This window comes from Geobacillus sp. FSL W8-1251 (assembly GCF_038005945.1).
Taxonomy (GTDB): domain Bacteria; phylum Bacillota; class Bacilli; order Bacillales; family Anoxybacillaceae; genus Geobacillus; species Geobacillus stearothermophilus.
On the sequence record NZ_JBBOUF010000001.1, the window covers coordinates 1,316,640 to 1,331,657 of the forward strand.

The following is a 15,018-nucleotide window of genomic DNA, read 5'->3' on the forward strand; positions in this document are numbered from 1 at the left end:
TCCTTGGAGAATTTTCTCTCCAAGGAACAGCTCCAAGATATAAGCCACTAAACTTGAGTATGGTCTGTAGATGAGCAAATTCACTAACATAAATAACATAAATTGACAACCAAACAAAAAAGGGGTTCATCACCAAAAGATGTACTTGACTTTTAAAGATAAACATGATAGCAATGTTGCTCAAAGAGATGTGTGGTATAAAAAGGAAAAATGCTATTTTGATTGTCTTTATCATAATCGTCTTTCTTTGTCAAGTACACTTTGTGGTGAAGAGCCAACTTTTTCATAGTGTGAGTAAAATATTTGTGGGTGACATTCCGAAATGATCCCCGACGAGGGTTGCGAACTTTTGTTCGCGACGCTCGTCGGGGCCACCAAGCGAAGCGCGGTAGAAAAAAGCAAATGTCATGCAAAAAGGACTCTCTCCCTGCTATGATGGTGATTGTCAACATCAACCGAAAACAGGAGGGAGAGAGTCCATGAAACATCTTACCACAGAATGGCCTTTATTAAAAGAGCTGGAGGAACAATTAGTCAGAACTCTTCAAAAGGTGTTCGCTGTCTTGTTGGCGGCCCTTTTGGAGGAGATTGATCAACAACTGGCGGAAGCGCGGGACAAGCGCCGGTATCAGCTGAAAGACAAACGGCCGACTACGATCCAAACGCTGTTTGGGGAAGTGACGTTTCGACGGAACGACTACTATGACCGGCAAACGGGGAACTATACCTTCTTGCTGGATGCCGAATTAGGCTTTGATGGGGCCCGATCGATCAGTCCTTGCCTCGAGGAAACGGCGGTCGAGTTGGCCGTAGAGTGCTCTTCCTACCGCAAAGCGGCCCGTACGTTGGAGTCGATCGTGGGGTATGCGGTCCTAAGCCACGAGGCGATTCGCCAACTGGTGCTGGAGGCCCCTGTCTCGCTGCACCGCCCTGTTTCCCAACGGCACGGCCGGGTGCTGTTTGTGGAGGCGGATGGACTGTTTATTTCCCGCCAGGGGAAAGGGAAACGGGCGAAAGAAGAGAAAATCCTGGCGGTTCACGAGGGATGGAAACGAAACGGTTCGCAGCTCGAGCTCGTGAACCGGCGCCACTACCTCCATGAAGGGGAGGGAGACGTGTGGGAACGGTTTGAGGAGTGGCTGATGAACGAATATGCCTATGATCCGTGCCGGGACCTGTTGATCATCAACGGCGACGCGGCGTCGTGGATCACGGCCTGCCGGGAGTATTTTGGGAAGCGGGCGTGCTTTCAGCTGGATCGATTTCATGTGGCGCGGGAGCTGCGTCAGTGTCTGTCCGGCCATCCGCGTTGGCAGGAGGTGCGGAAGAAGCTGGCGAAACAAGACGAAGAGGGGCTTCTCGTGGAGCTGAACAGCGCGGTCGGCACGTTGGAGGACGAAGCGAAAGAGAAGCAGATGGCTGCCATGATCCGCCGGATCGAGTCGATGCCGGGATGCATCCGGGACTATCGGGAGTGGCTGTCGGAGCAAGGGGTGGAGACGACCGGCATGCGTCCGATGGGCCACGCCGAGAGCGTGATGAGCCGGTTTGCGCATCGGGTGAAATCCCGCCGCAGCTGGAAAGACCAAGGGCTTCGGGCGTTTCTGAGGGCGATGGCGGCCCGAATCGACGGGATTTGGCGGAGAAATGGGCAGTTGGTGGAGGAAGAAGAGACCCGAACGGCGGCCTCGGCCTCAACAAAGTCCAAGCGGATCGAACAGGCCAAACGGAAGGCCGGACGGTTATGGGCAGATGTGGTGCGTCAGAATCTACCGTGTCTGCAGCGGTCATCCGGGACACCGATCCATCAAGCGTTGTCGGCGCTCCGGGATGGTGGTTGGGTGTAAAAAAATGGAATATCTTATCATCGCCTCAAGATGAGGGATGAGAGTCCGAAAGCGCTTACGATATGAATTTCTGAAAATGGTTCGCTAACTAGTGATTGACAACGCCCGTAGTGAACCGAAAAAATGTTCTCCACAAAGTCTTGACTGACTCCTTGAATAAGAAAGCCTGGTAAAGCGATCAAATCTTTGATAAACTGAGATTGTATGCGAAATTTCCTCCGTGGTTGATGGTTTGGTCACCTTTACCATACAGGAAATTTCGCATTTTTTGTACCCTTAATCAGAAAACAACCTGATTGTCAAGTACATTTTGTGGTGAAGAGCCTTTTTAATGTAATTAGTCCATAATATGTAAAAATTAAGTTTTGATCATATCTATCGCATCCCTAGATGTCCGATCAAAGAAAATATCTTCTAGTGTAGCTTTTTCCGTTTTTACTTCATATATATCAATGTTTTGGCTGGATAAATAATGAATCAATTTAGGTATATCAGCTTCCTTATACAGATAACAATATAAATATTGGTCTTTTACTTGTATATCAGAAACATAATCGACTAAATTATTTTTCATGGAATGGGCAATAAAAGAATCCTCTTTCTTTATTTTGATGGAAAGTCGTATAGTACGTTGATGTAAAGCTCTTAATTCTTCCATGCTCCCGATTTTAGATATTATACCGTTTTCCATAATAGCTATTCTGTCACAGATTCTCTCAACTTCAATAAGATTATGTGAAGTTAAAAAAATAGTCATGTGATCTTGAGATAGCTCTTGAATAAGTTGCTGAATTTCAACGGCTGACTCCGGATCTAAACCAGAGGTAGGTTCATCCAGAAAAACGACTTGTGGCTTCCCTAGAATAGCCTGGGCAATTCCTAGCTTTTTTTTCATACCAAACGAATAACTGCCAACCTTTTTCTTTTCATGACCTTTCAGCCCTACTCTCTCCAATATAGCAAGCAAATCACTATTTTTCATTTTTAATTTTTTTAATTTTGAAAAAAATATGAGATGTTCAATAGCAGTTAAATCATAGTAATAGTTTGCAGCATCAGGCATTACTCCAATGATCCTCTTGATTTGATCGATTTCTTGATTCGTTTTTCCACCTATAGTAAAACTGCCCTCAGTGGGCAAAATAATACCTGTTAACATATTCATTGTTGTCGTTTTTCCCGCTCCATTTTTACCTAAAAACCCGAAAATTTCACCTTTTTTTACATCAAAAGTAACACCTTTCACGACATAATGATCTTTAAATTTCTTTTTTAGGTTATATACCTCTATGATTTTCACTACAAATCTCTCCTTTGAAATATAGCCAAAGCTATCAACAGCATAAGAATAGAGAGAAAAAACGGAAAAATGATATAGTAACCGCCTTTAAGAATATAGTAATACGGGAGTATATACTTAATGATTTCCGATATGAATTTAGTCGAGCTAACAGACCACAATCCTAAAACAGGTAGCGCAATACCTAACAAAATACTTACAAATGTAGTATGAGACGGTTTTTTTATTACTAAAGATATCAAGATGGTTAAACTGACAGCATAGGCAATGAAACACATAATTTGCAGAAAGTCAAAAACAAATATCTGCTTAGCAAATAAACCAATAACAATAAATGAGCATAAAATACAAATCAGCCAAAACAAAAAAATCCCTAAAAACTTTCCAATAACAATAGAACTTCTAGAGGATTTAGTAACCAAAAAGCGGATCGTTTGGTTTTCAACTTCTCGGTTGATTGCATCATGGGATAAAGACAAGACAAAGAGAAACCCTAAAAACATAACTAGCCCTCGAATACTAGAGACGTAAGCTGATTCAGCATGATCTTTTTGTAATATATCCAGGTTATTACTGAAAAATTTAGAAGCAGCAAAACACACTACAAGAAAAAATGCAATCACAGCAATAGACTTAAAACCTTTGAACAAGCTTTTAAATTCTTTCTCGACAATTGCTTTCATAATAGTCACCTATTTTTGCTTTCCTTTGGAATTAAATACAGATATTAAAAGTAACGCAATAATTGCTATAAATATAAAATTTTGTGGAGACTGGTTACGATAAATAAAATAGGCAATGGTAGCAGCAATTAGTAAAACGTACTTCATAGTGTATTTTCAGTCCTCTCTTCTCTATATATTTTGTAATAAGTGAAAATACATAAGATTATTAAAACTAAGATATTGAAGAATATCCCTAGTTCCAACAACATTAGACCAATAAATAGGCATAAAACAATATATTTAATTGAAGTAATAATTATCCCTTTCTTTGTTGCAGATTTTCGTACTTTAAAATAAACACTGATAATATAAAAAACACAAGAAATTGTCAAATTAGTTAACATAATAGATAAATCGACTTTTAACAAAATGCTATAGAAGGCCAAAGCTAATAAACTAAACAAGATATTTAAACAACCTGCAATAAAATCGATTGAAATAGTTTTATAGCGATTTAATATAGGAAAAAAGTCATCAAGATCATTCGAATAGAGTAATCCTAACATTCTAATTTCATAGAAAAAATAAAAATTCATCATAAGAGTTAAATAAAAGCTAGAAATTTTATCTTCAGAACCTTGAAAAGTGTAACTAATCCAAGAATATATTATAGATAAAGTGGTGATTACTAAATATTTAAAGAGTACGAATTTATCTCTTATGTATATCTTTATGTAAGTTTTAATAATGTTCTTTAACTGCTTATTAAATAATACTAGACTGCTCACTCCTGCTATAATATTACTTAGCTTTATAATTGGTGTAGGGATACTAGTCTTTTTAGTGTTTAACAATTTATTAACAAAAAACGGACTTATAACTAATAATATAATAAATCCTAATAAAATGATATCATCGTATAATTTTATTAAATTCTTTAATAAAAGATTAATACTAAAAAAGTATGGTTCTTTTTTCCCTAATAAAAATAAAATAAATAATAGAAGCAAAGGAACCAAGAAGCGGGAAAAATATTTTTCTTTTACTACGCACACCATATACTCTATAACTTGAGAAATCATTATTAGAAAAAAGATTCGAAAAAAATAGAGTCCTATTAATGATAATGGGATTTTAAATGCAATCAACACAAAAAAGCTACAGAAATAAAAACGAATTTGGTCTTTACTGAATAATTTACACAGAAAGTTAAAGACAATAATAGTAAAAGGGGGTATAGGAGTTGTCTTTAAAAACGCAAATAATAAGTTGATACTTTCTCTTTGATTTTCATTCATAAATATTGCAACTAGATGTAAAAGGAAAATGACTGCTGGAACACCCTTTAATACAATGTCATCTTCAAACATATATAACATAACGGCTAACATTCCACCAAAAAGGAAAGCTGTACCCCACGATAGTAATTTATTAACATGCCCTTCTACTAATTTCGAGTAAATTTTAAAATATTGGTTTATGAGCATGCTATCCTATAGCACTCCTTTTTGTGAAGTGTCAACTTCTATAATTTTTCTATCCACTATTTGATAACATTTATCCGTAATAGTGATGGCCTCATCATATAAATGAGTGGTAAAAAGAATAGAATGTCCGATTTTTTTCTTGTTTAAAAACAAATCTTGAACTTCTCTTACAGATTGTTCATCCAATCCTTCGAAAATCTCATCACAAACTAGAAGAATAGGATCATACAATAAGGTGCCTATCAACACAATTTTTTTTCTTGTACCAAAGGATAAATTCTCAATGAGTTCATCTAGATAGGGCTGTACTGCTAACTTCTCAGCTAAATATTCAATTTTTTTCCTTGTTTCTTTATAAGGTAAGGAAAAAACACTTTGTATAAACGAGAAATATTCATTAGGGGTTAACAATTGGCAAAATGAGTAATCATCACTTGGAACAAATCCACTGTATTTTCTTATCTGCCGTCTTTCCCGTATATTATAATCTCCAATCTTAACCACACCAAAATCAAAATCTGTATAACCTAGTATACATTTTAAAAATAGGCTTTTCCCCGTACCATTTTTTCCAAAGAGGGAACATATCTCTCCTTTTTTTATTGTAATGTTACACTCTTGTAAAATAACTTTATTATTTATGGATTTTGTTAAGTTGCGTACATATAATACATTATTACTCATTGACATATTACAAAAACTCCATTATAATTATTAATAATAAATGGTTTATATTTAGATGTAGGCTAGAACGCATCGTTTTTTGTGAATTAATTGTGAGTTAACGATGTGTTCTAGTTATTCCGGCAAATTTGGATTGGCTCAAAAGAACTTTCATAGAGTTCTTTTGTAGCCAATTTTTTTATAGACCTAATAATTTTGCAATAGCTTCGATAACGGCAGATGATAAGGTAGAAAGATAATTAATGAGCGCATTAAGACCTCGAGCAATCGCGTCTACAATTGCACTACCCGCGAGAGTGATGATAGCCTGTTTTAGCCAGTTGCTCATTTTAGGCCAGTATTTGAGTAAGTATTCTGCGATCTTTCTAATTACACTTGACATTTTTCATCCTCCTATTAAGATGCGTTCATAGCCTACGACTACAATTTACTACATTTAAAAACAAAAAACATCCGTATTTTCCGTAAATTTGATTGCGGAAAATACCTATTTTTTTAGAAAGTGATGACAAAAGCTGTAATATAGTGTAAAATTTTGATAAAAATATTGGTTGGAGGTAGGTATTATGAACCAAAACTTATGGAATGTTCTTCAAACACTACTAGGGAAAGATTCCATCGGAACAACGGAACTTGCGTTAGCAAGGGAGAGTTTAAGTCCAGAAGTCTTCTCAGCATTGGTAGAGTATCTGCAAGATGGATTGAAAGCGAAAGGAAATCCGTGGGTGTAAGGTTGAATGAATATTGTTGGAAGAAGCGAAATAAAGACCTTTTTGCAAAATCACTTGTCCACTAATTGTATGTTAGAACAAGAGATCATACAATATATTTTCCATATGCTGCACCGCAAAGGAAAAATATTTAATAATGATGGAACTTATTTTTCTTGGGGAGAGTTTTATGCATACGTATCCTCATTCCATTTTGATGAGGATACGTGCAGCCAATCTGTTATCACTCACGCTGCTGCTATTGAACTTCTTATTTTAGCAACAGACATTTTTGATGAGATTTCCGATCATGATCAAAGTGATGAGATAATAAGTCAGTTATCTATAGGTGAAGCGGTCACCATTGCCAATGCGAGTATGATGGAAGCGTTTCGACTCATTCTTCATAATTCTAAGACAGATGTGTATGAAAAATTCGCTATTATCATCTATGAGTTGCAAAACGCTTGTAATGGACAGTGGAGAGATTTACATTTTGTCATTTCTGAACATGTTCCGACAGAAGATGATTATTTTCGTATTATCAAACAAAAGTCTTCGTCCTTAGTAAAACTAGTTTGCGAACTCAGCGATATCCATAACCAAAACATATGGGGTCCCATTGCGACTGACATCGGCATTGCCGGTCAACTGAAAAATGATGCAAAAGATATTCTTTCTGATTATAAGAGTGATTTAACGAACAAAAAGGCCACTCTTCCTTTCATTAAAGCCGTTGAATATAGTATCGAAAAAGATAATGGGTGGCTGCTAAAGAAACTTCATCAACTGAAAGCAAATGATCACAACTCTCTATTAATGCAGGAGATTAAGAACTATATACGTAAAACCGGAGCAATCGATTACTGCTTCATTCTTTCCAAAGTCTATATGAATAAAGCAGTGGACCAGCTTACTGCCCATTTTCCGGAAAAACAAGTTCAAGTAAATCGTTTAAAAAGTTATTTGGAAAGCTAGGGATAATATGAACAAAAAAGTTTTTCCCTTTGTCATGCCACTCATTTTTGTCCTTATTATTTGTTATACTCTATTGAAAATGTACAATGAGCACTTTTCGTTCCAGCATTATTTCACGATGTTCATTGGAATGGCGTTTTTTTTTATTGGCATCTATAGCTATGTGCAAAAACCGAACTCGATCGTTGTTCAACATTTTTTAGCGTTAATGTTTATTAGCGGGCTTGCTATTGCTTTGTCAACACCTTCTAGCTGGAATATAAAACCGGCAAAAGAATTGGAAGTAATTGTTGTCTCTTTTGCTCCCTATATTCTTATGAAATTTTTTGAGCATTTCCCTTCATCAACAAAACCGACATTTTTTCGTCAAGTGCGTATGATCACATTATTGATTGCCATCTTCGCAACGCTCATTTATTTCTTAATAGGCATTCGTCACGATGTCATCGTCAGCACGATCGTTCGGCCATTCATTGTCGCGAACATGGTTCTATCGTTACTATCTTGTATTGTCATCTTTTATTTACACCTTCGATCTAATTCCGATAAAATAAAAAATCAAATGTATCTTTTAATCGCTGGCCTGATTCTATCGTTTGCTCCTGTTGTCATTCTTAGCTTAATTCCAGATGTATTTTTTTCTTTTTCGGGCGTTCCTTTTCATTATAGTCTTAGCAGCATCATCATCTTTCCTATGACACTGTCATATCTATTAACGAAGCAAGAAATCGTTGATTTTCGAGAAATCTTTCGAAAAATTAGTTTTCAATTATTAGCAGTGATTTTGAGTTTAGTTGCATTTAACCTATTATTGTCTATGTTTTACAATTTCAACTTAAAGTCAGCGATTTTAATGAACACCTTACTCATATGCACCTTCGTTGTTTGCGACCTGATCCACAAAGGGTTGGAACCTTTAAAAATGAAAAAATGGCATCTTAAGAATCAAGAAATACAAAAAGAAAAATTGCTCATCCTTCAGCAATTGCTGAACGGGAAGCATTTGGAATATTGCGCAAAGCTCATTGCTGATTTAATACATAAAACGATCGATGTTAGCGGAGTATGCCTGATATGGAAAAACGATAACATCCCTATGGTCTTGCATAAAACAGGAGTTTTTCTCCATTTTAACGATGCGGAACTACTGACTTGCGTTCATCAGAGCTGCCATCCTGAAAAAATGAATATCAATGGAAAGAACTTCTTTTTCTATCCTATGAATATGGAGGATGTAACGATCGGATGGGTCATCATCGGAGAGAAAACGAACGCGACGGTTTTTGAAAAAGAAGAAATCAAACTCATCGAAAAAATTCGAACCGACGCGACAGAATTATTTTCCAGCTCGAAATCGTTACAGCAAATCGAAAAACAGTTAAAGGAAACAATGAAAGAATCTCAAGATTATAAACAATTTCATTTGCTACTGATTAATGAACAAGAAGAGGAAAAAAAGAAGCTATCTGTTTTTCTCCATGATGAGGTGTTGCAAAATTTAATCCTGCTTTTTAATAAACTTGAATTGCTAAGCAAAAATAAAAAAATGGATAACGGAGTTTTCGAAGACATCAAAGAGTCGCTCCGCAACAGTATTTTTGAAATAAGGGAAATGTGCCATGAGTTATATCCGGTTATAGTAGAAGATTTGGGATTGGAGAAAAGTCTCTATTCATTAAAAAGAAAATGCCAAACGAACCATAATGTTACCATTGAGATTGATTATAATACGAATCTGAGAGTCATTCCCGCTTCCCTCTCTATTCAAGTGTTTCGAATGATCAAAGAATTGGTTTACAACGCCATAAAACATTCTTCGTCAAAGAAGGTTTTCGTTTCTGTTGTAGAAACGAACAATTTCCTAAACATAAAAGTAAAAGATCATGGTATTGGATTTAAGGTGCCGAATCGTTTATCAGAGTTATCGCAAAACAATCATTTAGGATTGATTACGATTCAAAAACGAGTCAATCAGTTCAAAGGCACACTTGACATACAGTCTGAACCGGGAGCTGGAACTTGCGTTTCGATAACTCTGCCAATAGATGGGGATGGAACAAATGAAAATCAAAGTATTACTAGTGGACGACCATTTATTAGTGATGCTCGGGATTCAACAATTGTTAGAAAATGAAGCTGATTTAGAGGTTGTAAATACGATTTGTCATCCCGCCCGTTTAGAGGAGGAAATCATCAAGCACAACCCTGACGTCATTGTCATGGATATAAGAATGAAAAACGATAACGGAATTGAATGGACGAAGAAAATCACTGAAACATATCCAACATGTAAAGTCGTTATTTTATCAGGGTATGACTATGACGAATACATTCACGCTGCTTACGAAGCCGGGGCTTATGCGTTTGTGACAAAAGAAAATTCCGCCTTTGAATTGGCCAATGCGATTAGGCAAAGCCATTTAGGAATCAAATCTTTTCCGATTGAGCGATTATCCAATTATAATTCTCCTCTCACAAAAATAGAATTAAACATTCTCCAACTCATTTCCGAGGATAGGACAAACGCAGAAATCAGCGAGCTGTTAAACATCAGCAGAAGAACGGTCGAACACCACGTATCTTCGATTTTGCGAAAATTGGATGTCGACTCACGGGTGGGAGCGGTTGTCAAAGCGATGAAGCTTGGGATATTGGAATAAAAACAGCCCGATGGAACGTTGTCCATCGGGCGTCAGTTAAATAATTTCTAGAAATACACGATGTAAATAACAAGCGCCAAGACAATACGGTACACCGCAAACGGCACGAGGCGGATTTGGTTAATAAGCTTTAAGAAAAAGCGAATCGAAACGAGCGCGAACACAAACGCGCTAATAATGTTAAAGCCGATGATAAAATCCCCAATATAGCCGGAATAAAATTCCCCACTTACAATAGAACCATAGTGTCAACGAGAGGAGCTATGGTTCATGATTACGAGAGGGGAATTTTTTATGATCAAAGAGATGTATGAAAGGGGAATGAGTATTTCCGATATTGCGAGGGAATTGGGGATCGATCGGAAAACCGTCCGAAAATATATTCACTCCCCCAATCCTCCTTCCAAATCCAAGCGAAAACAAAGAAAAAGCAAGTTAGATCCATTTAAGCCGTATCTTCAAAAACGAATGTTAGAAGATGGGGTGTTTAATAGCGAAAAGTTGTTTTTTGAAATTCGACAACAGGGCTATACGGGAGGAAAGACGATTTTAAAAGACTATATGAAACCTTTCCGAGAGACGGCGAAAAAGAAATACACCGTTCGTTATGAAACGCTTCCTGGCGAACAAATGCAAGTCGATTGGAAAGAAGTCGGGGAGGTCGTGATCGAAGGGAGAAAAGTCAAGTTATCGCTATTTGTGGCTGTGTTAGGTGTAAACTAGCACATTATTTCAGAATCCCTTTTTCAAATTATTTCAGGCGGATTCGGAAATAATGTGCAAAATTTTTGCGGATTGTTCCGGATTTTGCACATTCTTTCGGAACGTTTGCACGCTCTTTCAGATGAAGATTTCCAGCGCGCCTGATGGACCTATGGAAAAGAGAAAGCACAAAAGAGGCCGATTCGGCCCCTTTCGTGCTAATACCCCATTTCCTCTGCGGCCATGCGCACCACTTCTTCGTCAATGGCGTCCTTTTTCAGCTGATACCCGTATAACAGGCACGTCGTGGCCAACGTGTTGATCACCCGAGGCCATCCCCGCGACTGCAGGGCAATCGCCTCTAACGCCGATGGGGTGAAGATCGGATGCTTCGCCCCGGCCTGTTTCATCCGATGTTCGATGTAGCCCGCCACCTCTTCCTTCTCCAGCGGCCCCATCCGGTATCGCATGATGATCCGCTGGTCGAGAGGGCGGTGCTGATTGAGCCGCAGCTTCCCCTGTAAATGGGGCAGCCCGGCCAAAATCAAGACAAATGGGTTGGTCGAATCCATCTCAAAGTTGAACAAGATCGCGATGTCCTGTAAAAATGCATCCTTCGCTAAATGCATCTCATCCAAAATGAACACCGGCGTGATCCGCCGTTCATGATACAATCGCTCGATCGCCTGCTGGATTTGGCGGAAGAGGTCTACCTTGCGGTACTTCGGTTCCTCTCCTAATCCCAAGGCCAGTCCACGGTAAAAATCCATCACGCCTCCGGTGGATAACGGAAAGTAGACGACATGATACAATGATGGATTCAATGACTCTTTCAGCGCCCGAAGGGCGAACGTCTTGCCCGCCCCCGGCTCTCCGATCAACAGCCCGATCCCCCGGGTTCGTTTCACGTACTCCAGCGCCCGCAACGCTTCCTGAAATGACGCCCCTTGATACGCCTCGGACGGGTCTGTTTCTTTCGCAAACGGCTCCCGCGAAAGGGAGTAAAACGATTTATACACCGTGTTCTCCCTCCTTCGCCGGAATCGCCGCAAACGGGGACCGATGGCGTTTTACATAGGCATTGTCCTCCAAACGCACCCGAATGGCTTCCGCCACCCGTTTGCCCTCTTCGTACACATAGACGCCTCGTTCGTCATAGCGGAGCTCAATCGATTGCCCAATGAACCGAGGCGGCACTTCGTATAGCTGTTTATTCAGGGTGATTGTGCCATCGGCTTTCACCTTGCGGTGCTCCCGTTTCAGAAAAATCGCATCCAGCCAATCGCCATCTTCGATGAACGACACGAGATGCACTTGCGATTGAAACACCTCATGCGGCGTTTTTCCGTCCAGTGAGGCGTGCGGTTTTCGATGATACTCCTCTTCAAGCCACTTCCAAAAACGCTCGTTCAACTCGTCAAGCGATTTCGGCGGATTCAGCTCCAACAGTGGATAAAACCGTGTCTGTACGGTGCGGAAGAACCGTTCGATTTTTCCCTTGCTTTGCGGGTCATACGGCTGGGTGTGGATGAGTGTAATCCCCATCTCGGCGCACGCATACTGCAGCACCTCGGACCGATAAATTTTCCCGTTGTCCGAGTAAATGCGTTTCGGCTTCCCGCAACGAAGCACCGCTTCCTTCGTGACGATCCGCAGCCCGTCAAACTTCTCCGAAGGGAAAAATTGGGCATATGGCACTAACCGCGAGCAGTCATCGATATACGCGATCAAAAACGTTTTCTGGGCTTTCCCATGGACGCGAATCGTGGGTCCATGGGATAAGTCCCCTTGCCATAGCTCATTGATCTGGTCATACGCAAAACGCTTTCGCTCCGGCATCGGCAAGATTTCTTTTCCCACCAGGTTGTGTTTTTTCAACAATCGGTATATAGTAAAGTAAGAGGTATGATTTTCTGGGATTTCCCCCTGCTCGATCAGGTGTTCGTAGAACACCGTCACGGGCATGGTGGGATGTTCTTTTCTTAGGGCTAAAATATGATCCTCATCATCGGGCGACAGACGCCTTGAGTGGCCGCGGTCCGAACGGCGCTTCGGCTTTAAGGCGTCAAAGCCCCCTTTTTTGTATCGGGTGCACCAATCGAGGATCGTCTTGGCTGCGATTCGTTTGTCGCCCTGGTGGGGAACATGGTGCACTCGCTCGCTCACCTCTTTCAGATACGTCTTCGGTTCCACCTGCCCATTCACCAACGGAGCGATTAGCCCGTACCGAAACAGGGCAATGTCGTGTCTCATCGACTCATTCATTCAAATCTCCTCCTGGTCTCACTTGGAATCAGGACCGTTCCGGTCCGTCTGCCCTTATCGTACCGGATCGCTTCTTCTCCGTCGATAGGAAAGGTTTGTGGGAACCTCAACCATTTCCAATTTAGGATATATATGTAAAATCAGGATCCCATTTAATTCGCAAAAGGGTGTCGGAATCCGTCCTCCCACATGTCTCTGATGACCGAATCAAGACCGTGTTTCTCCAACGTCCGGATCCACCAGGAAGCCCGTTCCTTTTCTTTTTTCACGATAGGGCCTATGATCCTCCACCGCCTCGCAAAAAAACTATGAAGGCTTGATAGGTTTCGGTAGAACCGTCGGACATAAAAGATGATGCCGTCCTTTGTCAGGAGGAACGGAGCCCGGTTCGTCCCCTCGGTCAATCCCAACTGCTCTTTCACGACTTGCCATATGGCGGACAACGTATACTGAAAATACGGGAGGAGAAAGGAAGGCAGCACACTCACCGTCTTCAAGCATTCCCGACAGCGATACCGGACAATCCAAATGCGATAATCACCATGTGGGGTCAATGCGTTTCGCTCATAGTAACCGTGGCGGTGCAACGGGCGCTTGGCCCGGCAATGCGGACACTTTTTCAGAAGAGGGAAGTCGTTTTCTTTTCCACGCTCTGCATACGTTTGGACGTCAATGCCAAAGTCATGAAATTGAATCACGTCCTCTTCCCCCTCCTATGAACCGATGGATTTTCTCTTCCGAAATAATTCACAAAAAATTTAGCACATTCTTTCAGAAAAGGGGAGAGGGCTTTCTGAAGGAATGTGCAAAAAAATGTCTCTTTTGTTCCGAAATAAAGTGATAATTTACAGTTGAACCTAAAAGAAATAAAAAAACAGGCAGATGAAAAAACTCATACCGATAGAGCAAGATAAAATCTTTAAGGCTGTGCCATTTCCCCACTACCACCATTCCTAGCGGCAAGATGCTCACCACCATCAACAGAGCCATGACGCCCAAAATCATTCGGATAACGGTGCGATGCAACAGCAAATCTTGCCAAACAAAAAAAACAATCTGTCTAGAGAACATCTTCACTCTTCTTCACTCCATATGAAAATACCCCTACCGCGATCAACAATTGGAGGATAAACACGATGACGATTTTCCAATAGGACAATCCTTCCACTGGTTGTGAAGGGATTAAAAAATTAAACGGATCCCAGGCCAATTGGTTGGTAATGGTCAGCGCTGCCCAACAAACCATATAAATGATTTGTGGCATCAACGTGATCAAATACCGATTTTTCAAGAATAAAGAAAAGGCTAAACCGAGACAAACGTAGCCACCGGCAAACAACCCGCCAATGACATAATACGCGAGAACATACCAATAAGGGGAGATCTCCAATAAAGGAGAAAAAAGGCTTTTCTTTTCCCCTTCAAATGAATTGTCCGGCAACGGCAACGTGCCATGGACCAATTGCCGATAAGCCTGGGAAAAGCTCGAATAATCCCAATGGTTCGTCAAAAGATTCACCAGCACAACTCCCAGCACAAGAGGAAGAAGGAATAAGAAGAAAGCGCTGATATAGGAAAACACAAATTTCCTTCGAAAATAGACTCCCCTTCCCATCCGTGTCAATTGATAATGAATATTTCCGCTCTTTCGCTCACGATCAATCGAATCCACCAATGGAATCGACAACAATAATGGAAAAAGGAAGTAATATAGCACGAG

At 40.3% G+C, this 15,018-nt stretch carries 14 protein-coding genes and 3 pseudogenes; 6 read left to right on the forward strand and 11 right to left on the reverse strand.

Annotation, left to right across the window (positions count from 1 at the left end):
• Positions 1-479 precede the first annotated feature (479 nt).
• Positions 480-1,847, forward strand: coding sequence for an ISLre2-like element ISGsp3 family transposase (locus NSS88_RS06920; protein ID WP_341083745.1), 1,368 nt, complete (start codon positions 480-482; stop codon positions 1,845-1,847).
• 358 nt (positions 1,848-2,205) lie between these two features.
• Here the strand turns inward: NSS88_RS06920 and NSS88_RS06925 are convergent, their stop codons facing one another.
• From NSS88_RS06925 to NSS88_RS06945, 5 genes are all read right to left on the reverse strand, one after another.
• Positions 2,206-3,147, reverse strand: coding sequence for an ABC transporter ATP-binding protein (locus NSS88_RS06925; RefSeq protein ID WP_049624427.1), 942 nt, complete (start codon positions 3,145-3,147; stop codon positions 2,206-2,208).
• On the reverse strand, positions 3,147-3,830 hold the full coding sequence (locus NSS88_RS06930; protein ID WP_064213618.1) for an ABC transporter permease: 684 nt from the start codon (positions 3,828-3,830) through the stop codon (positions 3,147-3,149). Before NSS88_RS06930 ends, NSS88_RS06925 begins: the two co-directional genes overlap by 1 nt.
• A 143-nt stretch (positions 3,831-3,973) precedes the next feature.
• On the reverse strand, positions 3,974-5,299 hold the full coding sequence (locus tag NSS88_RS06935; RefSeq protein WP_049624429.1) for a hypothetical protein: 1,326 nt from the start codon (positions 5,297-5,299) through the stop codon (positions 3,974-3,976).
• Positions 5,300-5,305: 6 nt separating this feature from the next.
• Positions 5,306-5,989 carry an ATP-binding cassette domain-containing protein gene (locus NSS88_RS06940; protein ID WP_049624430.1) on the reverse strand — a complete coding sequence of 228 codons (684 nt, stop codon included), beginning with the start codon at positions 5,987-5,989 and terminating at the stop codon, positions 5,306-5,308.
• Positions 5,990-6,161: 172 nt separating this feature from the next.
• Positions 6,162-6,365, reverse strand: coding sequence for a hypothetical protein (locus NSS88_RS06945; RefSeq protein ID WP_049624431.1), 204 nt, complete (start codon positions 6,363-6,365; stop codon positions 6,162-6,164).
• 184 nt (positions 6,366-6,549) lie between these two features.
• Here NSS88_RS06945 and NSS88_RS06950 point away from each other — a divergent pair, with 184 nt between their 5' ends.
• The 4 genes from NSS88_RS06950 to NSS88_RS06965 all read left to right on the forward strand — a co-directional run bounded on the left by NSS88_RS06950 (position 6,550) and on the right by NSS88_RS06965 (position 10,331).
• On the forward strand, positions 6,550-6,714 hold the full coding sequence (locus NSS88_RS06950; RefSeq protein ID WP_167359665.1) for a hypothetical protein: 165 nt from the start codon (positions 6,550-6,552) through the stop codon (positions 6,712-6,714).
• 6 nt (positions 6,715-6,720) lie between these two features.
• Positions 6,721-7,671: a polyprenyl synthetase family protein gene (locus NSS88_RS06955; protein WP_049625308.1), complete on the forward strand. Its 951-nt coding sequence runs from the start codon at positions 6,721-6,723 to the stop codon at positions 7,669-7,671.
• A gap of 118 nt (positions 7,672-7,789) precedes the next feature.
• Positions 7,790-9,805 (forward strand): ATP-binding protein, encoded by a 2,016-nt coding sequence (locus NSS88_RS06960; RefSeq protein WP_231107666.1) that lies wholly within the window; start codon positions 7,790-7,792, stop codon positions 9,803-9,805.
• The gene (locus tag NSS88_RS06965; RefSeq protein WP_080985714.1) at positions 9,732-10,331 is read left to right on the forward strand and encodes a response regulator transcription factor; all 600 of its coding nucleotides are present in this window, start codon (positions 9,732-9,734) and stop codon (positions 10,329-10,331) included. Before NSS88_RS06960 ends, NSS88_RS06965 begins: the two co-directional genes overlap by 74 nt.
• A 47-nt stretch (positions 10,332-10,378) precedes the next feature.
• Here the strand turns inward: NSS88_RS06965 and NSS88_RS06970 are convergent.
• A pseudogene (locus tag NSS88_RS06970) lies at positions 10,379-10,528 on the reverse strand (undecaprenyl-diphosphatase); the annotation flags it as partial.
• A 73-nt stretch (positions 10,529-10,601) separates the two neighbouring features.
• Between NSS88_RS06970 and NSS88_RS06975 the strand changes: the two are divergent.
• Positions 10,602-11,045 (forward strand): annotated as a pseudogene (locus tag NSS88_RS06975) (helix-turn-helix domain-containing protein); the annotation flags it as partial.
• A gap of 206 nt (positions 11,046-11,251) precedes the next feature.
• Here NSS88_RS06975 and NSS88_RS06980 read toward each other — a convergent pair.
• From NSS88_RS06980 to NSS88_RS07000, 5 genes and pseudogenes are all read right to left on the reverse strand, one after another.
• The gene (locus tag NSS88_RS06980) at positions 11,252-12,052 is read right to left on the reverse strand and encodes an ExeA family protein (RefSeq protein ID WP_064213564.1); all 801 of its coding nucleotides are present in this window, start codon (positions 12,050-12,052) and stop codon (positions 11,252-11,254) included.
• On the reverse strand, positions 12,045-13,298 hold the full coding sequence (locus NSS88_RS06985; RefSeq protein WP_094239815.1) for an IS481 family transposase: 1,254 nt from the start codon (positions 13,296-13,298) through the stop codon (positions 12,045-12,047). Before NSS88_RS06985 ends, NSS88_RS06980 begins: the two co-directional genes overlap by 8 nt.
• 152 nt (positions 13,299-13,450) lie before the next feature.
• Positions 13,451-13,996, reverse strand: coding sequence for a DUF6431 domain-containing protein (locus tag NSS88_RS06990; RefSeq protein ID WP_289643825.1), 546 nt, complete (start codon positions 13,994-13,996; stop codon positions 13,451-13,453).
• A 73-nt stretch (positions 13,997-14,069) separates the two neighbouring features.
• Positions 14,070-14,369 (reverse strand): hypothetical protein, encoded by a 300-nt coding sequence (locus tag NSS88_RS06995; RefSeq protein WP_235434221.1) that lies wholly within the window; start codon positions 14,367-14,369, stop codon positions 14,070-14,072.
• Positions 14,359-15,012: pseudogene (locus tag NSS88_RS07000) on the reverse strand (NADH dehydrogenase FAD-containing subunit); the annotation flags it as partial. The gene NSS88_RS06995 and the pseudogene NSS88_RS07000, both read right to left, overlap by 11 nt.
• Positions 15,013-15,018: the final 6 nt, after the last annotated feature.

What these genes read in the sequence shown, in the direction of transcription:
- NSS88_RS06920 (WP_341083745.1), top strand. Translation starts at nt 480, where the DNA reads ATGAAACATCTTACCACAGAATGGCCTTTATTAAAAGAGCTGGAGGAA.
- NSS88_RS06930 (WP_064213618.1), bottom strand. Translation starts at nt 3,830, where the DNA reads ATGAAAGCAATTGTCGAGAAAGAATTTAAAAGCTTGTTCAAAGGTTTT.
- NSS88_RS06935 (WP_049624429.1), bottom strand. Translation starts at nt 5,299, where the DNA reads ATGCTCATAAACCAATATTTTAAAATTTACTCGAAATTAGTAGAAGGG.
- NSS88_RS06940 (WP_049624430.1), bottom strand. Translation starts at nt 5,989, where the DNA reads ATGTCAATGAGTAATAATGTATTATATGTACGCAACTTAACAAAATCC.
- NSS88_RS06945 (WP_049624431.1), bottom strand. Translation starts at nt 6,365, where the DNA reads ATGTCAAGTGTAATTAGAAAGATCGCAGAATACTTACTCAAATACTGG.
- NSS88_RS06950 (WP_167359665.1), top strand. Translation starts at nt 6,550, where the DNA reads ATGAACCAAAACTTATGGAATGTTCTTCAAACACTACTAGGGAAAGAT.
- NSS88_RS06955 (WP_049625308.1), top strand. Translation starts at nt 6,721, where the DNA reads ATGAATATTGTTGGAAGAAGCGAAATAAAGACCTTTTTGCAAAATCAC.
- NSS88_RS06960 (WP_231107666.1), top strand. Translation starts at nt 7,790, where the DNA reads ATGTTCATTGGAATGGCGTTTTTTTTTATTGGCATCTATAGCTATGTG.
- NSS88_RS06965 (WP_080985714.1), top strand. Translation starts at nt 9,732, where the DNA reads ATGAAAATCAAAGTATTACTAGTGGACGACCATTTATTAGTGATGCTC.
- NSS88_RS06985 (WP_094239815.1), bottom strand. Translation starts at nt 13,298, where the DNA reads ATGAATGAGTCGATGAGACACGACATTGCCCTGTTTCGGTACGGGCTA.
- NSS88_RS06995 (WP_235434221.1), bottom strand. Translation starts at nt 14,369, where the DNA reads ATGTTCTCTAGACAGATTGTTTTTTTTGTTTGGCAAGATTTGCTGTTG.